This window comes from Tenacibaculum ascidiaceicola, assembly GCF_047470925.1.
Lineage (GTDB): Bacteria > Bacteroidota > Bacteroidia > Flavobacteriales > Flavobacteriaceae > Polaribacter > Polaribacter discolor.
The window spans coordinates 424,271-444,523 of sequence record NZ_JAZKJP010000005.1; the positions used below are offsets into that span (position 1 = coordinate 424,271).

Annotated in this window: 20 protein-coding genes; 8 read left to right on the plus strand and 12 right to left on the minus strand. The window is 32.7% G+C overall.

What is annotated here, in order from left to right:
- Positions 1–23: 23 nt before the first annotated feature.
- On the minus strand, positions 24–2,510 hold the full coding sequence (gene topA / locus VBY68_RS06400; RefSeq protein ID WP_415269260.1) for a type I DNA topoisomerase: 2,487 nt from the start codon (positions 2,508–2,510) through the stop codon (positions 24–26).
- A 199-nt stretch (positions 2,511–2,709) separates the two neighbouring features.
- Between topA and miaB the strand changes: the two genes are divergently transcribed.
- From miaB to VBY68_RS06440, 8 genes are all read left to right on the plus strand, one after another.
- The gene (miaB, locus tag VBY68_RS06405; RefSeq protein WP_415269261.1) at positions 2,710–4,164 is read left to right on the plus strand and encodes a tRNA (N6-isopentenyl adenosine(37)-C2)-methylthiotransferase MiaB; all 1,455 of its coding nucleotides are present in this window, start codon (positions 2,710–2,712) and stop codon (positions 4,162–4,164) included.
- Between the two features lie 80 nt (positions 4,165–4,244).
- Entirely contained in the window at positions 4,245–5,477 is a 1,233-nt protein-coding gene (locus VBY68_RS06410) for a sigma-54 interaction domain-containing protein (protein WP_099215895.1), read from the plus strand.
- A 36-nt stretch (positions 5,478–5,513) separates the two neighbouring features.
- Positions 5,514–6,023: an LptE family protein gene (locus tag VBY68_RS06415; RefSeq protein WP_415269262.1), complete on the plus strand. Its 510-nt coding sequence runs from the start codon at positions 5,514–5,516 to the stop codon at positions 6,021–6,023.
- 2 nt (positions 6,024–6,025) lie between these two features.
- The gene (locus VBY68_RS06420; protein ID WP_415269263.1) at positions 6,026–6,769 is read left to right on the plus strand and encodes a hypothetical protein; all 744 of its coding nucleotides are present in this window, start codon (positions 6,026–6,028) and stop codon (positions 6,767–6,769) included.
- Positions 6,770–7,114, plus strand: a complete 345-nt coding sequence (secG, locus tag VBY68_RS06425) for a preprotein translocase subunit SecG (RefSeq protein WP_047788559.1) — start codon at positions 6,770–6,772, stop codon at positions 7,112–7,114.
- 164 nt (positions 7,115–7,278) lie between these two features.
- Complete coding sequence (locus VBY68_RS06430) at positions 7,279–7,554, plus strand: co-chaperone GroES (protein ID WP_047788560.1); 276 nt, start codon at positions 7,279–7,281, stop codon at positions 7,552–7,554.
- 99 nt (positions 7,555–7,653) lie between these two features.
- Positions 7,654–9,291, plus strand: a complete 1,638-nt coding sequence (groL, locus tag VBY68_RS06435; protein ID WP_099215891.1) for a chaperonin GroEL — start codon at positions 7,654–7,656, stop codon at positions 9,289–9,291.
- A gap of 229 nt (positions 9,292–9,520) precedes the next feature.
- On the plus strand, positions 9,521–10,501 hold the full coding sequence (locus VBY68_RS06440) for an alpha/beta hydrolase family protein (RefSeq protein ID WP_415269264.1): 981 nt from the start codon (positions 9,521–9,523) through the stop codon (positions 10,499–10,501).
- 61 nt (positions 10,502–10,562) lie between these two features.
- Here VBY68_RS06440 and VBY68_RS06445 read toward each other — a convergent pair whose 3' ends face one another.
- The 11 genes from VBY68_RS06445 to ruvC form a co-directional block, all read right to left on the minus strand.
- Positions 10,563–11,540, minus strand: a complete 978-nt coding sequence (locus VBY68_RS06445; protein WP_099215890.1) for a polyprenyl synthetase family protein — start codon at positions 11,538–11,540, stop codon at positions 10,563–10,565.
- A gap of 329 nt (positions 11,541–11,869) precedes the next feature.
- On the minus strand, positions 11,870–12,910 hold the full coding sequence (gene rlmN / locus VBY68_RS06450; RefSeq protein WP_099215888.1) for a dual-specificity RNA methyltransferase RlmN: 1,041 nt from the start codon (positions 12,908–12,910) through the stop codon (positions 11,870–11,872).
- A 68-nt stretch (positions 12,911–12,978) separates the two neighbouring features.
- Positions 12,979–14,028: a tRNA preQ1(34) S-adenosylmethionine ribosyltransferase-isomerase QueA gene (queA, locus tag VBY68_RS06455; protein ID WP_099215887.1), complete on the minus strand. Its 1,050-nt coding sequence runs from the start codon at positions 14,026–14,028 to the stop codon at positions 12,979–12,981.
- A 67-nt stretch (positions 14,029–14,095) separates the two neighbouring features.
- Positions 14,096–15,325: a 3-phosphoshikimate 1-carboxyvinyltransferase gene (locus VBY68_RS06460; protein WP_415269265.1), complete on the minus strand. Its 1,230-nt coding sequence runs from the start codon at positions 15,323–15,325 to the stop codon at positions 14,096–14,098.
- Between the two features lie 6 nt (positions 15,326–15,331).
- Positions 15,332–15,580: a hypothetical protein gene (locus VBY68_RS06465; RefSeq protein ID WP_121146132.1), complete on the minus strand. Its 249-nt coding sequence runs from the start codon at positions 15,578–15,580 to the stop codon at positions 15,332–15,334.
- Entirely contained in the window at positions 15,581–15,907 is a 327-nt protein-coding gene (locus VBY68_RS06470; RefSeq protein WP_121146133.1) for a nucleotide pyrophosphohydrolase, read from the minus strand. It abuts the gene before it with no gap.
- 47 nt (positions 15,908–15,954) lie between these two features.
- Complete coding sequence (locus VBY68_RS06475; RefSeq protein WP_028892442.1) at positions 15,955–16,332, minus strand: VOC family protein; 378 nt, start codon at positions 16,330–16,332, stop codon at positions 15,955–15,957.
- Complete coding sequence (locus VBY68_RS06480; RefSeq protein ID WP_099215883.1) at positions 16,323–17,540, minus strand: MDR family MFS transporter; 1,218 nt, start codon at positions 17,538–17,540, stop codon at positions 16,323–16,325. Before VBY68_RS06480 ends, VBY68_RS06475 begins: the two co-directional genes overlap by 10 nt.
- 237 nt (positions 17,541–17,777) lie before the next feature.
- Positions 17,778–18,527: a cyclase family protein gene (locus VBY68_RS06485; RefSeq protein ID WP_415269266.1), complete on the minus strand. Its 750-nt coding sequence runs from the start codon at positions 18,525–18,527 to the stop codon at positions 17,778–17,780.
- 12 nt (positions 18,528–18,539) lie between these two features.
- Positions 18,540–19,700, minus strand: a complete 1,161-nt coding sequence (gene hemW / locus VBY68_RS06490) for a radical SAM family heme chaperone HemW (RefSeq protein ID WP_415269267.1) — start codon at positions 19,698–19,700, stop codon at positions 18,540–18,542.
- Between the two features lies 1 nt (position 19,701).
- Positions 19,702–20,253, minus strand: coding sequence for a crossover junction endodeoxyribonuclease RuvC (gene ruvC, locus VBY68_RS06495; protein WP_099215880.1), 552 nt, complete (start codon positions 20,251–20,253; stop codon positions 19,702–19,704).

Genomic DNA, 20,253 nt, shown 5'->3' on the forward strand with positions numbered 1-20,253 from the left:
CTATTTTTTTTCTGAAAGCTTCTTTATTTTTTTTTGGCAGCTTTCTTTTTGGTTGCTTTTTTCTTAGGCGTTTTTGCCTCTATTATTTTAACAGCCTCTTCTTGTGTTAGTTTTTCTATTTCTGTGGTTTTAGGAAGTTCTACTTTTACCTTCCCTTTTATCACATTAAAACGTCCCCAACGTGCTTTTTCTACGCGAATACCAACTTCTTCAAAGTTATGAATTAGCTTTTCACGCTCTTTTCGTTTTTTATCTTCAATTAACTCTTCTAAATCTGCTTGGCTTAGATTATCAAAATCGTATTTTTTATTTACGTTGATAAAAATAGAATTCCATTTAATAAAAGGTCCAAAACGTCCAACTCCTTTTTGAATTGGCATACCCTCATATTCTCCAATAGGAGCATCTGCTTTCCTTTTTGCTTCTATTAACTCAATAGCTCTATCCATATCTACAGACATTGGATTTTCTCCTTTATCTAATGATACATATTTACCATCGAATTTAATATAAGGACCAAATCTTCCGTTAGCAACAACAACCTCTTTCTCTTCGTAGTCTCCCAATGTTTTTGGTAACTTAAATAAGTCCATTGCTTCCTCATAGGTAATTGAGTTCATCGTTTGATCTCCTTGTAAACTGGCAAAACGAGGCTTTTCTTCATCCGTAGCCTCTCCAATTTGCACCATTGCTCCATAACGCCCTAAACGTACATAAACATTCTTACCACTTTCTGGATCAACTCCAAGTAAACGTTCTCCTTTTGCTCTTTCAGCATTTTCAGCAACATCCTCTACAACAACATGAAAGTTTTTGTAGAAATCTTTAATCATCGCTATCCAATCTTCTTTTCCTTCTGCTATTTCATCAAACTCATTTTCTACTTTGGCTGTAAAACCATAATCTAAAATAGTATCAAAATTAGCAACCAAGAAATCATTTACAATGTTACCTATATCAGTCGGAACCAATTTTCCTTTATCAGACCCTACTCTTTCAGTTAAAAGTTGTTCTGATACTGTTTGGTTTACTAAACTTAATTGTGTGTAATTTCTTTCTTTTCCTTCTACTGTTCCCTTTTCTATGTATTGTCTTCTTTGAATTGTTGAAATAGTAGGTGCGTACGTAGATGGACGACCAATTCCTAATTCTTCCAAACGTTTTACTAAGGCAGCTTCTGAAAACCTTGCTGGCGGACGCGTGTAACGTTCAGTAGCTGTAATCAACTCATTAATTAATAATTCTTTAACCTCCATTTTAGGCAACATACCTGCTTGCTCCTCATCTTCATTATCGTTCCCTTCTAAGTATACTTTTAAGAAACCTTCAAAAGTGATTACTTCTCCATTTGCTGTAAACTGTTTCTTATTTTTATTGTTGTCAATTTTTACAACGGTACGTTCTAACTGAGCTTCGCTCATTTGTGAAGCTAATGTACGTTTCCAAATCAAGCTATATAATCTTGTTTGATCATACTCTCCTGTAATTTCGTGATTCTCCATATTCGTTGGACGAATCGCCTCGTGTGCTTCTTGTGCTCCTTTAGATTTAGTTGCGTAATTACGTGGTTTACTATACTCTTCACCATACGAAGCTATAATTTCTGCTTGAGCTGCATTTTTTGCATCATCAGATAAATTTACACTATCTGTTCTCATGTAGGTTATCAAACCTGCTTCATACAAACGTTGTGCTACCATCATGGTTTTAGCAACAGGAAAACCTAACTTTCTTGATGCTTCTTGTTGTAAAGTCGATGTTGTAAATGGTGGTGCTGGAGATTTTTTTGCTGGTTTTTTTTGTAAATCAGCTACAGAGAACTCTGCTTCTAAACAAGAATTTAAGAAATCTTCTGCTTCTTTTTTTGTTGAAAAATTCTTCGCAAGCTTTGCTTTAAACTTTTTCCCTTCTGAATTTACAAATTCAGCATCAACACGATAAGAAGCTACTGGTGTAAATCCTTCAATTTCTCTTTCACGCTCTACAATTAAACGTACTGCTACCGATTGTACCCTACCTGCAGACAAACCTGGTTTAACTTTTCTCCATAAAACAGGAGATAATTCATACCCCACAATTCTATCTAATACACGTCGTGCTTGTTGCGCGTCAACTAAGTTATAATTAATTGTACGTGGATTTTCTATTGCTTTTAAAATTGCTTTTTTAGTAATAGAGTTGAAAACAATACGTTTAGTGTTTTCATCTTTTAACTTTAACTGTTCCGCTAAGTGCCATGCTATAGCCTCCCCCTCGCGGTCTTCATCGGATGCTAACCAAACAGTTTCTGCTTTCTTTGCTAGGTCTTTTAGTTTTTTTACCACCGCTTTTTTATCGGTAGAAACTATATACTTCGGTTTAAAATCTCCTTCTACATTTACACCTAACTCTTTAGATGGTAAGTCTGCAATGTGTCCAAAACTCGATTCAACCTGAAAGTCCTTTCCTAAAAACTTCTCTATCGTTTTTGCTTTAGCAGGTGACTCAACTATTACTAAATTTTTTGCCATACGTCTTATATCTCTTATCTCATTTTACACCTTATTAATATAGGCATAATTCGGTTTGCAAAAGTATATAGTTTTTTTTTAATGGGTCATTTTTAACAAAATTTTACTTTTTCTTAAAAAAACTATCCATGTCAATTTGTCACAAATTACACTTTTTGGTTGTATCTTTGCAGCCTATTTTAGTACGATTTAAGGATTTATGGAACACGTAGAGAAAGTAATTGATGAGAAAAAACAAGGAAAAGCCCTTGTTACAGAACACAAAGAAGGAAACAGCAAAAAACTTTTTATAGAAAGTTATGGTTGTCAAATGAATATGAATGATAGCGAAATTGTGGCGTCAATTTTAGCTGAACAAGGTTTTAACACTACACAAAACCTAGAAGATGCGGATCTTGTACTGGTTAACACCTGCTCTATTCGTGAAAAAGCTGAAACCACTGTTCGTAATAGACTTCAAAAATACAACGCTGTTAAAAAAACAAACCCAACGATGAAAGTTGGTGTGTTGGGTTGTATGGCTGAACGATTGAAAGAGAAATTTTTAGAGGAAGAAAAAATCGTTGATTTAGTTGTAGGTCCTGATGCATATAGAGACTTACCTAATTTAATTGAAGAAGTTGATGCTGGTCGTGATGCTGTAAATGTAATTTTATCAAAGGAAGAAACATATGCCGATGTTTCTCCTGTTCGTTTAAACTCTAATGGAGTTTCTGCATTTGTTTCAATTACTCGTGGTTGTGATAATATGTGTACATTCTGTGTGGTTCCTTTTACTCGTGGTCGTGAGCGTAGCCGTGACCCAAAGAGTATTATTGAAGAAATCCGCAGTATGCAAGAAAAGAACTTCAAAGAAATTACTCTATTAGGTCAGAATGTAGATTCTTACTTATGGTATGGTGGTGGATTGAAAAAAGATTTTAAAAAGGCTTCGGAATTAGCACAAGCTTCTGCTGTAGATTTTGCGCAGTTGTTAGATATGTGTGCTACGGAATTCCCAAAAATGCGTTTTCGCTTTTCTACTTCGAATCCACAAGATATGACTCTGGATGTAATTCATGTTATGGCTAAACACCAAAACATTTGTAAATACATTCATTTACCTGTTCAAAGTGGAAGTAACAATATGTTAAAAGCTATGAATCGTCAACATACCCGTGAAGAATATATGGAGTTAGTTGACAACATATACAAAATTGTTCCTGAAATGGCTTTAAGTCAAGATATGATTGCTGGTTTCTGTGGGGAAACAGAAGAAGATCATCTTGACACCTTAGACATGATGAACTATGTAAAATATAGTTTCGGATTTATGTTTGCATATTCAGAAAGACCAGGAACCTTAGCTGCTAAAAAAATGGAAGATGATGTTCCATTAGCTATCAAAAAACGTCGTTTACAAGAAATTATTGACCTACAACAAGAACATAGTTTATACAGAGCTAAGGAGCATTTAGGAAAAATTCAAGAAGTTTTAATTGAAGGAACTTCAAAAAGAAACGAAAATGAATGGAAAGGTCGTAATACACAAAACACCGTTGTTGTTTTCCCTAAGGAACACTATAAAATGGGAGATTTTGTAAATGTAAAGATTGAAGATTGTACTTCTACTACCTTAAAAGGTACGGCTGTTGGATATTCAGAAAACAATTAATTTTAGTAAAAGTTTAACCGTTTAAGGATTTGAATGTTTTTCTTTCAAATTTTTAAACCAAAAACTTTAAAACTATATAAATGGAAAATTTACAAGCTATAAAACAACGCTTTGGCATTATCGGTAATGATGTGCAACTTGATCGCGCAATTGAAAAAGCGATTCGTGTTGCCCCTACTGATATTTCAGTACTTGTTACTGGTGAAAGTGGTGTTGGAAAAGAAAACATACCAAAAATAATTCATCAATTATCACACAGAAAACACGCAAAATACATTGCTGTAAACTGTGGAGCTATTCCTGAGGGAACTATTGATAGTGAATTATTCGGGCATGAAAAGGGAGCTTTTACAGGAGCTACACAAACAAGAAAAGGATATTTTGAAGTTGCTGATGGTGGTACCATCTTTTTAGATGAAGTTGGAGAATTACCTTTAACTACTCAAGTACGTTTATTACGTGTATTAGAAAATGGGGAGTTCATTAAAGTTGGTTCATCCCAAGTACAAAAAACAAATGTTCGTATTGTAGCTGCAACCAACGTAAATATGCACGAAGCTATTTCTAAAGAGAAATTTCGTGAAGATTTATATTATCGTTTAAGTACCATAGAAATTCCGCTACCTCCCTTAAGAGAACGTGGAGAAGACATTCATTTATTGTTTAGAAAGTTTGCTGCAGATTTCGCTCAAAAATACCGAATGCCTACTATAAGACTTGATGAAAATGCAGTAAAAGTTTTATTGAACTATCATTTTCCTGGTAACATTCGTCAATTAAAAAATATTGCAGAACAAGTATCAATTGTTGAAGAAGACAGGCTAATTACTCCTGAAAAACTAATTCAATATTTACCTGAAAACCGCAGTAATCTACCTGCTGTTGTAGGTGGCAGAACTACAAGTCAATCAGACTTTGCTAACGAACGAGACATCATGTATAAAATCTTGTTTGATATGCGTAATGACATTAATGATCTAAAAAAGCTAACGCTAGATTTAATGCAAAACGGAGACTCTGAACAAGTGCAAGAAGATAATCATCGTTTAATCGAACGTATATACCAAGATCAAGATTTATCAGAAGCTTCAAACATAGAGGTTGTGCAAATACCAAAATCGACGTCTCACCAAAGTGAGTATGATTATGCGGAGACTATTGAAGAAGATGAAAGCTTATCATTACAAGAAAAAGAAATTGAAATGATAAAAAAGTCTCTTGAAAAAAATAACGGAAAACGTAAGTTAGCTGCTAAAGAGCTAGGAATATCTGAAAGAACTCTATACAGAAAAATAAAGCAATACGATTTATAATCTATTTGTTTACTTTTACAACTCATCCAATTTTAAATGAAAAAAACTCTCTATATAATATCGTTATTTATTGGTTTAACAACTATTATTGGTTGTGGAGCATATTCTTTTACAGGTGGAGATACGGGAAATGCAAAAACAATTCAGGTTGATTTTTTTCCTAACCAATCTCCATTAGTAGAACCTACTTTAAGTCAAAAATTCACACAAGACTTACAAGATTTATTTACACGCCAAACCAACTTAACCCTGGTTTCTTCTGGTGGTGATTTACATTTTTCAGGTGAAATTGTTGATTACCGTGTTACACCAATGAGTGCTACCGCACAGCAAACTGCTGCTCAAAACCGATTAACAATTACTGTAAATGTAAATTTTGTTAACAATTTAAATGAAAAGAAAAATTTTGAAAAGCGTTTTTCTTTTTACTACGATTATGGAGCTAATCAACAGTTAACAGGTACTGTGTTAGAAACCGCGTTAGATGAAATTTTAGAACGAATTACACAAGATATTTTTAATGCTTCTGTAGGAGACTGGGGATAATTTTGAATAAAGATACTTACATACAGTTATTAAAAAAGCCTGAATTGATTTCGCAAGAACATCTTTCAGACATTACTGCTATTATTCAAGAGTACCCATACTTTCAATCAGCTAGAGCTCTTCGTTTAAAAGTTTTAAAGAATCTAGAAAGCTATAAATACAATAACGAGTTAAAAACAACAGCAGCTCACACTAGTGATAGAACTGTTTTATTTGATTTTATTACTTCAAAAGCTTTTAAAGAAAGGCCTAAAAAAGAAGAAAAAACTAGTTTAAAAGACAAAATTCTTCCTAAAAGAAAATCAACAAAAGCTTCATCAGTAGAAGAGGATTTGGCTATAGGTAAACCACTTTCATTCACACAGAATGAAACCTTTTCTTTCAATCAATGGTTACAACTTTCATCAAAGAAAGCTATTGTAAGAACTTTAGACAATCAACCTTCAGAAAAGCAAATAAAAGAAGTACCTGTTAAATCTGAACATGATGCTATTATTGATCGTTTTATTGAAACTGCTCCAAAAATTTCTCGCCCTAGCAAAACAAATACCTCGGATATAAAAATATCCGAAAATCAACAAAATAATCAATTAGCTACCGAAACTTTGGCTAAAGTATATTTAGAACAAAAGAAATATGACAGTGCTATTCAAGCATATAAAATATTAAGTTTGAAATATCCAGAAAAAAGTGGTTTCTTTGCAGACCAAATTAAAAGAATACAAATTTTACAAAACAATAAATAGATGACAACGTATACTTTACTTTTAGTTTTAATATTGATTGTTGCAATAGCATTAATCTTAATTGTAATGGTTCAAAATCCTAAAGGTGGAGGATTATCTTCATCATTTGGAGGCGGTGGAGCTCAAAATATTGGAGGTGTACAAAATACGAATAGCTTTTTAGACAGAACTACATGGACATTAGCTATTACTATGTTTGCTTTAATTTTATTAGCTAACTTCGCTATTCCAAGAGGTAATGCAGCTGACGCTCCTCAATTAAACGAAACTTTAAACAATATTGAAACTACAACTACGCCTGCTACACCAGCAGCAACGGATACTGCAAAAGATAGCGCTCAGTAGTTTTTCACAAAATAGAATATGAAATGCCAACGTAAATGACACGTTGGCATTTTTTTTATTCATTAGTCTAATCTATTAGAAAAATTGTCAGCAAAAATCTAATGGCATAATTTCTGACAAAACTTAACCAGTAAAAATTAATTTAATCAATCAAAATATATAAAATGGGATTAAACATTAAACCTTTAGCAGACAGAGTTCTTGTTGAACCAGCTGCAGCAGAAACTACTACAGCATCAGGAATCATCATCCCTGACAACGCAAAGGAAAAACCACAAAAAGGTACTGTCGTAGCCGTAGGAAACGGAACAAAAGATGAGCCTTTAACTGTAAAAGTTGGTGATACTGTTTTATACGGAAAGTACGCTGGTACTGAGCTTAAATTAGAAGGAAAAGATTATTTAATTATGAGAGAAAGCGACATCTTCGCTATTATCTAAAATTTCTTTGCTATTAGCTTTTCGCTATTAGCCAATTAAACAAAAAATTAAAAACTAAGCCAAAAGCTATATGCTAACGGCAAAAAAACTTAAACAAACATGGCAAAAGATATAAAATTTGATGTAGACGCTCGCGACGGATTAAAGCGCGGTGTAGATGCATTAGCAAATGCAGTAAAAGTAACTTTAGGACCTAAAGGACGTAACGTTATTATTTCTAAATCTTTCGGAGCTCCTCATGTAACTAAAGATGGAGTTTCTGTAGCTAAAGAAGTAGAGTTAGAAGATGAGTTAGAAAACATGGGAGCTCAAATGGTAAAAGAAGTAGCTTCTAAAACTAACGATTTAGCAGGTGATGGTACTACTACTGCAACTGTATTAGCTCAAGCAATCGTAAAAGAAGGATTAAAAAATGTTGCTGCTGGTGCAAACCCTATGGATTTAAAACGTGGTATTGATAAAGCCGTAGCTGCTATTACTGAAGATTTAGCAAAACAATCTAAAGAAGTTGGTGATTCATCAGAAAAAATTAAGCAAGTAGCTGCTATTTCTTCTAATAACGATGCGGTAATTGGTAATTTAATTGCAGAAGCATTTGGTAAAGTTGGAAAAGAAGGAGTGATTACTGTTGAAGAAGCAAAAGGAACTGACACTTATGTTGATGTTGTTGAAGGAATGCAGTTTGATCGTGGATATTTGTCTCCGTACTTCGTAACAGATGCTGATAAAATGATTGCTGATTTAGACAATCCTTATATTTTATTATTTGATAAAAAGATTTCTAACTTACAAGAAATTCTTCCAATTTTAGAACCTGTTGCTCAATCAGGAAAGCCTTTATTAATCATTGCCGAAGATGTTGACGGACAAGCTTTAGCTACTTTGGTAGTCAACAAATTACGTGGTGGATTAAAAATCGCTGCTGTAAAAGCTCCAGGATTTGGTGACCGTAGAAAAGCAATGTTAGAAGATATCGCTATTTTAACTGGTGGTACTGTAATTTCTGAAGAAAGAGGTTTCTCTTTGGAAAATGCAACTTTAGATTTATTAGGTACTGCTGAAACAGTAACTATTGATAAAGATAATACTACAATTGTTAATGGTTCTGGTGACGAAGCACAAATCAAAGCTCGTGTAAACCAAATTAAAGCACAAATTGAAACTACTACTTCTGATTACGATCGTGAAAAATTACAAGAGCGTTTAGCGAAATTAGCTGGTGGTGTTGCTGTATTATATGTTGGTGCTGCTTCTGAAGTAGAAATGAAAGAAAAGAAAGACCGTGTTGATGATGCTTTACATGCTACAAGAGCTGCTGTAGAAGAAGGAATTGTTGCTGGTGGTGGTGTTGCCTTAGTACGTGCTAAAAAAGTATTAGAAACAATTACTACAGAGAATTTAGATGAAACTACTGGTATTCAAATTGTAAATAGAGCTATCGAATCTCCTTTACGTACTATTGTTGAAAACGCTGGTGGTGAAGGTTCTGTTGTAATTAATAAAGTTTTAGAAGAAAACCAAAACTTTGGATATGATGCTAAATCTGAACAATATGTAGACATGTTAGAAGCAGGTATCATCGATCCGAAAAAAGTAACTCGTGTGGCTTTAGAAAATGCTGCATCTGTAGCAGGAATGATCTTAACTACTGAGTGTGCTTTAGTAGATATTAAAGAAGATGCTCCTGCTGGTGGTGGAATGCCTCCAATGGGTGGTGGAATGCCAGGAATGATGTAATGGCGAATCGCCATAGATAGATATAAAAAAACCTCGGGACGTGTCTCGAGGTTTTTTTATAACCGAAAGTCTCACCCCTATCAATACAAGTCTAAAAATCTGAAAATATTACAGAAAAGAACTCCGCTAAACACAATAGTCTGTATAACAAATCTTTAATTTTAAATAATTATAATATTTATTCTTATCTAAATTGTAAAGTATTGGAATCCTAAAAACTAAATTAATTATGTTAAAAAAATATGGTTTTATTGTGTTCGTTTTTTCTATTTTCCTAATAGCTTGTTCCACAGAAAGTGAAGATGATTTAATTAAAGGTAACGGATCTTACGAAACACCAACATTACTAAATAAAAGTGCTGGTACATTTCAAATTACCTCTCACTTTGATAATTGGCTTCAACAAAACGGTTATGGTTCTTATAATTTTAAAGGTAGTATAGGTTACAGTTATGGTGGTAAAATTTCTAGTTCTGAAACACTAAATAACCAACCTGTTATATTTATACATGGTAATAGTGATAAAGCTGACGGTTGGGGAGAACCTATAAACTATTTTCTAAATAGTGGATACAACACTAGTGAATTGTATGCCTTTACCTGGGGAAATGCAAATCCTTATAATGCTTCTTCTAACTATCATAGTAAGGAGTTTTTACAAAGGATTAGGGTTTTTATACAAGCTGTTAAAAATTATACTGGTGCTCAAAAAGTAGATGTAATTGGTCATTCTATGGGTGTTACTTTAGGTAGAAAAGCTATAAAAGGGGGGAATGCCTACGATCAAGCTTATGGTTACTATAACTTAGGCACCCCATTAAACTACGTCGATACTTTTGTAGGAATTGCAGGTGCTAACAGAGGTTTAACATCATGTTATTATTCAGGCACTGGAGTACCAACTTGTAATGATGTTAATGGTTTTTACCCTGGATATCTTTTCTGGGGAGCTGGTCCTTATGGAGTTTCTAATTTTCTAACAGAATTAAATAATAACCCTACAAAAGAAGCGAATAAAGTTTATTCTATATGGAGTTCTGCCGATCAAGTTGTTGGTTATGGTTGTATTGTTTATGGGAAAAATACTTGTAGAATAAACACCCAAGATGGAGAAAAATATTACAGTTCTGCTCCATACGGTCATTTTGGGGTTAAAAACTTATCGGGATACTATCAATTACAAATGGTAAAATACCACAGTACTTATTAGGTAATTAGTTTGTTTGTTAACCAAAAATCCTCGAGATTCTCTCGAGGATTTTTATTTATTTTTATATTTTTCTCTCTACAACATAATCTATCATTTGTAGTAAAGAGTCTTTATAATCTGAATCAGGGTAATTATTAAGAATAGCTAACGCTTTGTTTTTATAATCGTGCATTTTGGCAGTAGTATATTCTAGCCCACCATTTTCTTTTACAAAAGCAATAACTTCTTTTACTCGTTTTTTATTTTTATTATGCTTTTTAACCGAGTTGATTAACCACGATTTTTCTTTTGGAGAACAAGTATTCAGTGTATAAATTAACGGAAGTGTCATCTTTTGCTCTTTGATATCAATTCCTGTTGGCTTACCTATTTTATCTTCTGTATAATCAAACAAATCATCTTTAATTTGAAAGGCAATACCAATATACTCTCCAAACTTTCGCATTTGTTGAACAGTTTCGTTATTTGCTCCAACCGATGCTGCACCAATACCACAACAAGCTGCTATTAACGTAGCTGTCTTTTGACGGATGATTTCAAAATAAACCTCCTCTGTAATATCAAGTTTACGAGCTTTTTCAATTTGTAATAATTCTCCTTCGCTCATTTCTCGAACAGCTATGGAAATAAGCTTTAACAAATCGAAATCTTCATTATCTATAGACAACAATAGCCCTTTAGAAAGTAGATAGTCACCTACTAAAACGGCTATTTTATTTTTCCAAAGCGCATTAATTGAGAAAAAACCTCTACGGCGATTACTATCATCTACCACATCATCATGCACTAAGGTTGCTGTGTGAATTAACTCTACCACAGATGCTCCTCTATATGTACGTTCATCAAAACCACCATTAGAAACCATTTTGGCTACTAAAAAAACAAACATTGGTCGCATTTGTTTTCCTTTTCTACGAACGATATAATAAGTTATTCTATTTAATAGTGGAACTTTAGACAACATCGAGTCTTTGAACTTAGTTTCAAAGAGTTCCATTTCTTTAGCAATCGGAAGTTTTATTTGCTCTACTGGCTTCATATTAGTGAACAAAAATAAGAATAAATAATGTTTACTTTTGATTTAAAAAAAAATATGAAACATTTAAAGACAAGAGGACTTATTTTTCTTATAATCTGTATCTCTTTTATATCATTTGGTATTTATATTTCTGACAGTAATCAGCGTTCTTGTTTAGGTAACCCAATTATTTTACCATACACTTTTTTGGGTGTTCCTTCTATATTTTTATTAGGAATATTAGATGTTATTGTATTGGCTTTCTCAAAAAAACTAAAATTTTACAAAGCTATATTTAACTTAAGTTTAATGCTGCTCTCTTTTCTTATCATTTTTTTGTTCATGTAAGCCTAAGATTTATTCGCTAATTGCCCACAAGCTGCATCAATATCTTTTCCTCTAGAACGACGTACATTTACCACAATATCGTTCATTTCAAGATTTGAAATATAATTATTTAAAGCTCTATCTGAAGCTTGCTGAAATTCTCCATCATCTATTGGGTTATATTCAATTAAATTGACTTTACAAGGAACATAACTACAGAATCGAACCAACGCATCAATATCTTCTTTTCTATCGTTAATTCCATTCCAAACAACATATTCATACGTTATTTTTCGTTTTGTTTTTTCATACCAATATTCTAATGACTCTTTTAAATCTTTTAACGGAAAAGTAGAATTAAATGGCATTATAGATGTTCGAACTTCATCTATAGCAGAATGTAAAGAAACAGCTAAATTAAAACGCACCTCATCATCTGCCATCTTTTTAATCATTTTAGGCACACCAGAAGTTGACACTGTAATCCTACGTGCTGCCATTCCTAAGCCTTCTTTTGAAGTTATTTTATCAATAGCTTTAATTACATTATTATAATTCATTAAAGGCTCTCCCATTCCCATAAAAACAATATTTGATAATTTATGGTTATGGTATAATCTACTCTGCTTGTCAATCGCTACAACTTGGTCGTAAATTTCATCTGCATTCAAATTACGCATACGTTTTAAACGAGCTGTTGCACAAAACTTACAGTCCAAACTACAACCTACTTGACTAGATACACAAGCAGTAGTACGTTTTTCAGTAGGAATTAAAACTGACTCTACAATTAACCCGTCATGAAGTTTAATTGCATTTTTAATAGTACCATCATTACTACGCTGCATTGTATCAACTTCAATATGATTGATTACAAAGTTTTCATCAAGCATTTTTCTTGTTGCTTTAGATAAACTTGTCATATCATCAAACGAATGTGCTGCTTTATGCCATAACCATTCATATACTTGGTTACCACGAAAAGCTTTATCTCCGTTTTCAACAAAAAAATCACGAAGCTGTTCTTTGGTTAATGCGCGTATGTCTTTCTTCTTTAGTGTCATCTAGTGCAAAAATACACAAAACCTCACAAGTTACTTGTGAGGTTTTGTTAATGGTTTAAAAAACTATTTTATAAAATTAACATCGCATCTCCGTACGAGTAAAATTTATATTTTTCTTTTATTGCTTCTTGGTATGCTTCCATAACAAAATCGTGTCCTGCAAATGCAGATACCATCATTAACAATGTTGATTTTGGTGTGTGGAAGTTTGTCACCATACAATTAGCTATACTGAAATCATATGGAGGGAAAATAAACTTGTTAGTCCATCCTTCAAAAGCGTTTAATTGATTGCTTGAAGACACTGATGATTCAATCGTTCTCATCACTGTAGTACCTACTGCACATACTCTTTTCTTATTAGCAATAGCATTATTCACCATATCTGCACTAGCTTGTGGAATAACGATTTGCTCAGAATCCATTTTATGCTTTGATAAGTCTTCAACCTCAACTGGGTTAAAGGTACCTAAACCTACATGTAATGTTGTTTCAGCAAAATCTACTCCTTTAATTTCTAAACGTTTCATTAAGTGTTTAGAGAAGTGTAAACCTGCAGTTGGTGCTGCTACTGCTCCTTCGTGCTTTGCAAAAATAGTTTGGTAACGGTCTTCATCTTCTGGTTCTACCTCACGTTTAATATATTTTGGTAATGGTGTTTCACCTAACTCTATTAATTTCTTTCTGAATTCTTCGTAAGGTCCATCAAATAAGAAACGTAATGTTCTACCACGTGAAGTAGTATTATCAATAACCTCAGCTACTAAACTTTCGTCTTCTCCAAAAAATAATTTATTACCTATTCTTATTTTTCTTGCTGGATCTACTAATACATCCCACAAACGATTTTCAGCATTTAACTCACGTAATAAAAATACTTCAATACGAGCTCCTGTTTTTTCCTTATTTCCGTACATACGGGCAGGAAATACTTTCGTATTGTTTAACATCATTACATCTCCTTCATCAAAATAATCGATTAAATCTTTAAATAGTTTATGCTCGATTTTTTGTGTGTCACGGTGCAATACCATTAATCGTGCTTCATCTCTGTGTTCTGAAGGATATTCTGCCAATAACTCTTTTGGCAACTCAAAATTAAAATTTGATAATTTCATTTGTAAAATTTTCTTAACGGTGGCAAATATACAATTTCAACATAGGGGTTGTCAAGCGATTACCATATTATTTTATGGTAACATTCTGAATTCCTACATAAAACATATCTTTCCAAAAATTTCTATACGACTTAGTAACAACCTCAGCATCTAAAATTTCAATAGAAACTTTCAATGCTAATGGTGCAAACGCCATCGCCATTCGATGGTCATTATAGGTAGCTATTTGAATGTTTTCTTTAATTTCTGAAGATGATTTTAAATGTAAACTTTCATTAGTTACAGAAATATCAGCTCCTAGTTTTGTTAGCTCCTCACGTAATGCTTCTAAACGATCGGTTTCTTTAATTTTTAACGTATGTAATCCTGATAAATCACAAGCAATTCCTAACCCGAAGCATGTAACTGCAATAGTTTGTGCAATATCTGGTGCATTTTTTAAATCTTGTTCGAATACTTCTGAGTTATGCTTTTTTTCTTTTGTTAAAAGAATTGTATTTTCTTCAAAAGTGGTAGTCACCCCAAAATTCTTGTAGATTTCCTCTAAACAGCTATCTCCTTGTAAGCTATCTTTTTTATAAGCTGATAATTTCACAGAAGAACCTACTTCGCTCAATGCTATAATCGAATAAAAATAAGATGCTGAACTCCAGTCAGACTCTACAACTACTGTTTGCTTTTTTATAGTTGATTTTGGTTTGATTTTTATAAACTGCCCTTCAAACTTAGCCTCAACCTCTAATTGATGTAACAACTGTAAAGTCATGTTGATATAAGGAACCGAAGTAATTTCTCCTATCAATTCGATTTCCAATCCTTTTTCTAAACTTGGAGCAATCAACATTAATGCTGAAATGTATTGACTGCTTACATTTCCATTAATTGAAACTTTATTCTTCGTTAGTTTTTTCCCTGATATTTTAAGTGGTGGATATCCTTCTTTCTCAATATAATTAATATCTGCTCCTAAATCACGTAAAGCATCTACTAAAATTTGTATTGGTCGGTTATGCATACGTTCTGAACCTTGCAGTACTTTTGTAACACCTTCTTGTGTTGCAAAAAAAGCAGTTAAAAAGCGCATCGCTGTTCCTGCATGCCCAATATCAGCTATAGTAGCACCTGAAGATAACGCTTCTTGCAAATGGTGCGTATCATCAGAGTCTGATAGATTTTCTATCTGTAAATCTGGATATAATTGCTGTAAAATCAACAATCGATTTGATTCACTTTTTGACCCTGAAATCGTTATATGAGTATCCGAATTAAACTCTTCGGTTTTTAATCTTAAATCCATAAAAAACTACTTCGTTTTTTTATTTACAATATACATGCTATAAATAAGTGCAATTACAATTTTACTTAACCAAAAACGAATCCACTGTTTATTTGCGAAGTGCACATTGTATACAGTTTCAAAGTCTCCTGAAAAAATAGCCCCTCCTGTTTTAAATAATAAAGAAAAGACAGCTACTATTATCAAAAATGGAGTTCCTACTTTTAAAACATTAATCCAAAAACTTCCTTTTTGTATATTTTTTATGAGACTCATTTATTGTAGTTTTTTGTTATTATGATGACGATCGTGATCTCTCTTAGTTTTTATATCTAGCTTCTTATCAAATGCCTCCTGTAAGTTTACTCCTGTTTGATTTGCTAAACACAATACCACAAACATCACATCTGCTAACTCTTCTCCTAAATCTTTGTTTTTATCACTTTCTTTTTCGCTTTGCTCTCCATAACGACGCGCAATAATTCGAGCTACCTCTCCAACTTCTTCTGTTAGTTGCGCCATATTTGTTAACTCATTAAAGTAACGTACTCCGTGGTTTTTAATCCAATTATCTACTTGTTTTTGTGCGTCTTGTATATTCATGCTTTCTACTTTCTTATTAAATATCCAAAGATAAAAACTTCTATTTCTTAATTGATTCGCCAAGGCGGATTTTTTCTGTGTTCACCTGCTTTAAACAGAATTAATTTATTACCATCAGGATCTAACAAATGGGCTTCTCTCCATAACCATCGTTGGTCTATTGGTAACTGAGTGAACTGAATTCCTTTTTGCTGTAATTCTTCTACTAACTCATCTAAATTATCATCTTCAAAATAAAGAGTAACTCCTTCTCCTTTGGGTAACCTCTCTACTTGATGAATTGAGAAAGTTGTATTACCATCTGGCACTTCAAATCGGACATATCTAGGACTTGCATCTACAATGAGAAGCAAGCCTAGTTTTTTATAAAATATTACAGATTCATTTACATCTATAGATGGAATTGTTACTTGATTTAAGTCCATGCGATTACTTTTTCTCTTTTTACAATTCGTATTAACATTAATAAAAATAACACTCCAATTCCTGATAATACAATCATAAAATTCCATGTATTATCAAATCCAATATTATCAATTAATTGCATTCCAGAATTATGTCCAAAAATATGAGACATTGAAAATGCAATACTGTAATATGCCATATATTCTCCTTGATTTCCTTTTTTGGCTCGTTCCATTACAAAGGCGTTTGAAAAAGGGAATGCAATCATTTCTCCAATAGTCATTAACAACATTCCTACAATTAAAATTCCAACCCAACCTGTTAAATTGATTACTACAAAACTTAATCCTGTAAGTAATAAGCCAAAAAACATTAAGAACTCTTTAGTATACTTACTTTTTTCTAACCAAGTAATGAGCGGCATTTCTAATAGGAAAATGAAAAATCCGTTCATCCCCATTAACAATCCTATTTCTAACTCTGTCAAATGATGTACATCTTTATAATACAATGGCATAGTAGAGAAATATTGTAAGAAAATAAATCCGAACACAAACATTCCTACAAAAAACACCCAAAAAGCCTTATCTGAAAAAACCGATTCTGGATTTTCTACCTTTATTTCATCCAACACTCTTGCTTTTTTAGGGTGTAACACATTTACCAATAATATAGTTGCTAAAACACAAGTAACTCCATCTACCCAGAACAATCCGCTATACCCCATTGAGGTAATTATTAACCCTCCAACAGCTGGACCTGCAGAAAAGCCCAAGTTAATTGCCAGACGAATTAAGGTTACTGAACGTGTTTTATTTTCTGGTTTACTATAAGTATTTAAAGCTACAAACATAGCGGGTCTAAAAGTATCTGCTACTAGCATCACTAAAAAAATGCCGATACAAAATCCCCAAAAAGTATTAATAAACTGTAAGGCTATAAAGAGAATCCCTGTTAAAAACAAACTTGTTTTCATCACTTTGTAGAACCCTATTTTATCAGTTAACTTTCCTCCCAACCAAGATCCTCCAACAGATCCTAATCCAAAACAAGTCATAATCCAACCTACATCATTTAAAGAAAAATGCAAACTTTCTCTCAAATACAATGACATAAACGGAATTACCATGGTTCCTGCTCTGTTTATTAAAGTTATTAAAGCGAGCCACCATACTTCGCTTGAGAGACCTTTAAAAGTGTCTAAATAATTAAAATAGAGTTTTTTCATTTGGTTTGGTTTTAGTGTTGATTGCTGATATAAAAATAAAAAGTCCGACTATGAAGTCGGACTCTTTATTATCGTTATATTTTATATAAACATAATTATAATACATACATAGCCCGATCTGTCCTGTGTCTCACCACAGTCGATTTACATTGCTTATATGTATTAAAAATTGTCATTGTTATTTCTTGATTGAGGTGTAAAACTAGTAAAAAAATAAATACACCAATAAAAAAAGTTTTAAATAATTTCGTAAAGCGTAGGTTTACTAGGTGTTGCATCGTTTTCAAATGGTGCTACCATCAAATTTAAAAAGTAAGCTCCATCCTTTATTTTATTAGACACATAAATAAATTCAGTAATTGTTGCTTTCATTCTGATTTCTGCTTGTGTATTCCAAAAAGCATTATGTGCTAACAACTTTCCTTCGTCTTTTTCTTTGTCTACCGATGGTAAATCTATCAACAAGTGCTCAATTCCTTTTTCTCTAAGATAAATCGCTGCTTCTTCTAACAAATAAGTTGGATTTGTATTTGAATAACGCATCGATTTTTTGTCTGATAGGTTAGGTAAAGTTCTAATTACAATTGCATCACGTTTTTTATTTCCTATAACATTTTGTAATTGTTTTTTTGAAATCACAAAGTCCTTATTTTTTAACTGCTCTGGAGCAATAGTCACTACTTCTGCTAAAAAGAAAAATTTTGATAGTTCTTTATTTACTGAATAAACTTCTTCTGTTATATGGCCAACACATTCGGTATGTGTAATATGTGAATGCGGATTAAACTGTATATTATTAAAATTTACATCAGCTCCTTTTTGTACACTTCCTACCCAATCTCCATCGGAAACGGGGGAAATTTTCGGATCATCTAAATACCAAGCATTTACATTTTCTTTAGAAGTATCAATAGCTATGGAAATATCTAACGGTTTTGATAAATCTATTTTGTGTTTTCTTGAGTTGTATTCAATTATTGCTATCATACTCAAATATACCTAAATTATGAATAACTCACTAGCCAATCCATCTGCTAAGAATTTTCCTTTTGAAGTTGTTTTCAAAACCTTCTTAACATTGTTGTCAGAATCAGGCTTCTTCAATTCATTCTCTATAACCAATAAGCCTTGATTGATAAATTTCTCGGCATTTTTAAGGAGGTTCTTTCTGAATTCTTCTCCAAATTCTTGCGTAATTTTTTCTAAAGATACTCCCCAAATGGTTCTTAATCCTGTCATTAAATATTCATTAAACTGGTCTTCCTTAGTGAGTTCCTCTTGTTCTAAAGAGAGATTTCCTTCTTGAATAGTTTTGATATATTTTGCATTGTTAGCTACATTCCAACTACGATGTGTTTTATTAAACGAATGTGCTGATGGACCAATTCCTATATATTTTTTTCCTAACCAGTAACTTGTATTATGTTTTGAGAAATAATCTGGTTTTCCAAAGTTGGAAATTTCGTAGTGAACAAATCCATTTTTAGCAGTTTCCGCTACCAAAATATCGAAATGCTCTTTTGCTACAGCTTCATCAACATCTGGATATTTTCCTTGTTTAATAAAGGAATCTAACGCTGTTTTAGGTTCCACTGTTAATGCATATGATGAAATATGATTAATTCCAAAATCAAAAGCAATTTGTAGGTTTTCTCTCCAACGCTCATTACTCATATTCGGAACACCATAAATCAAATCAATCGTAATGTTATTAAAATAGCGAGTTGCTACAGACAAACATTTTCTCGCTTCTTGTGCATTATGAGCACGGTTCATTAATTGTAAGTCTTCTTCAAAAAAAGATTGAATTCCAATACTTAGTCGGTTAATTGGAGTTTTAGATAATTCAATTATTTTTTCTTCTGACAAATCATCTGGATTGGCTTCTAAGGTAATTTCCGGATCTTCAATTACTGTATAATTTTTGGAAATCGTATTCAGCAATAGTTCTATTTCATGAATAGATAATAAACTCGGTGTTCCTCCTCCAAAATAGATAGTTTCTATGGTTTCATTTAGAAGTTCTTCTTTTCTTAACTCCAATTCTTTTACCAAGCAAGATACCAGCTCTTCTTTCTTTTTTAAAGAGGTAGAAAAGTGAAAATCACAATAATAACACGCTTGCTTACAAAATGGGATATGTAGATAAATTCCTGCCAAATTATTTCACTTTTCCTGGGTTCTGCTTTACAAACGCTGCCCAACCTGTATAGTTCTTACCTCCTACTTTAGTTCCTGAATTATAGAAATGACACACCGCTGCAGCTAATCCATCTGTTGCATCTAAGTTTTTAGGGAGTTCTTTTAAGTTCAATAACGACTTTAACATTAGGGCTACTTGTTCTTTACTCGCTGTCCCTTTTCCTGTAATTGCCATTTTAATTTTCTTAGGTGCGTATTCGGTTACAGGAATTTGTCTTGACAATCCTGCTGCCATGGCAACACCTTGCGCACGTCCTAATTTTAACATCGATTGTACATTTTTACCAAAAAAAGGAGCTTCTAAAGCTATTTCATCTGGATGATAGGTGTCAATCAACTCAATAGTACGTTCAAAAATAATTTTGAGTTTTAAATAATGATCGTCATACTTTTTTAAAAGTAGTTCATTCATCTGCACAAACTCCATCTTTTTCCCTACTACCTTTATAATTCCAAATCCCATAATGGAAGTTCCTGGGTCAATCCCTAATATAATTTTTTCTGTCTTCAA

What these genes read in the sequence shown, in the direction of transcription:
- VBY68_RS06430 (WP_047788560.1), top strand. Translation starts at nt 7,279, where the DNA reads ATGGGATTAAACATTAAACCTTTAGCAGACAGAGTTCTTGTTGAACCA.
- VBY68_RS06470 (WP_121146133.1), bottom strand. Translation starts at nt 15,907, where the DNA reads ATGAATATACAAGACGCACAAAAACAAGTAGATAATTGGATTAAAAAC.
- VBY68_RS06465 (WP_121146132.1), bottom strand. Translation starts at nt 15,580, where the DNA reads ATGAGTCTCATAAAAAATATACAAAAAGGAAGTTTTTGGATTAATGTT.
- queA (WP_099215887.1), bottom strand. Translation starts at nt 14,028, where the DNA reads ATGAAATTATCAAATTTTAATTTTGAGTTGCCAAAAGAGTTATTGGCA.
- VBY68_RS06415 (WP_415269262.1), top strand. Translation starts at nt 5,514, where the DNA reads ATGAAAAAAACTCTCTATATAATATCGTTATTTATTGGTTTAACAACT.
- rlmN (WP_099215888.1), bottom strand. Translation starts at nt 12,910, where the DNA reads ATGACACTAAAGAAGAAAGACATACGCGCATTAACCAAAGAACAGCTT.
- secG (WP_047788559.1), top strand. Translation starts at nt 6,770, where the DNA reads ATGACAACGTATACTTTACTTTTAGTTTTAATATTGATTGTTGCAATA.
- VBY68_RS06445 (WP_099215890.1), bottom strand. Translation starts at nt 11,540, where the DNA reads ATGAAGCCAGTAGAGCAAATAAAACTTCCGATTGCTAAAGAAATGGAA.
- VBY68_RS06460 (WP_415269265.1), bottom strand. Translation starts at nt 15,325, where the DNA reads ATGGATTTAAGATTAAAAACCGAAGAGTTTAATTCGGATACTCATATA.
- miaB (WP_415269261.1), top strand. Translation starts at nt 2,710, where the DNA reads ATGGAACACGTAGAGAAAGTAATTGATGAGAAAAAACAAGGAAAAGCC.
- topA (WP_415269260.1), bottom strand. Translation starts at nt 2,510, where the DNA reads ATGGCAAAAAATTTAGTAATAGTTGAGTCACCTGCTAAAGCAAAAACG.
- VBY68_RS06410 (WP_099215895.1), top strand. Translation starts at nt 4,245, where the DNA reads ATGGAAAATTTACAAGCTATAAAACAACGCTTTGGCATTATCGGTAAT.
- groL (WP_099215891.1), top strand. Translation starts at nt 7,654, where the DNA reads ATGGCAAAAGATATAAAATTTGATGTAGACGCTCGCGACGGATTAAAG.
- VBY68_RS06440 (WP_415269264.1), top strand. Translation starts at nt 9,521, where the DNA reads ATGTTAAAAAAATATGGTTTTATTGTGTTCGTTTTTTCTATTTTCCTA.
- VBY68_RS06480 (WP_099215883.1), bottom strand. Translation starts at nt 17,540, where the DNA reads ATGAAAAAACTCTATTTTAATTATTTAGACACTTTTAAAGGTCTCTCA.
- VBY68_RS06475 (WP_028892442.1), bottom strand. Translation starts at nt 16,332, where the DNA reads ATGGACTTAAATCAAGTAACAATTCCATCTATAGATGTAAATGAATCT.
- VBY68_RS06485 (WP_415269266.1), bottom strand. Translation starts at nt 18,527, where the DNA reads ATGATAGCAATAATTGAATACAACTCAAGAAAACACAAAATAGATTTA.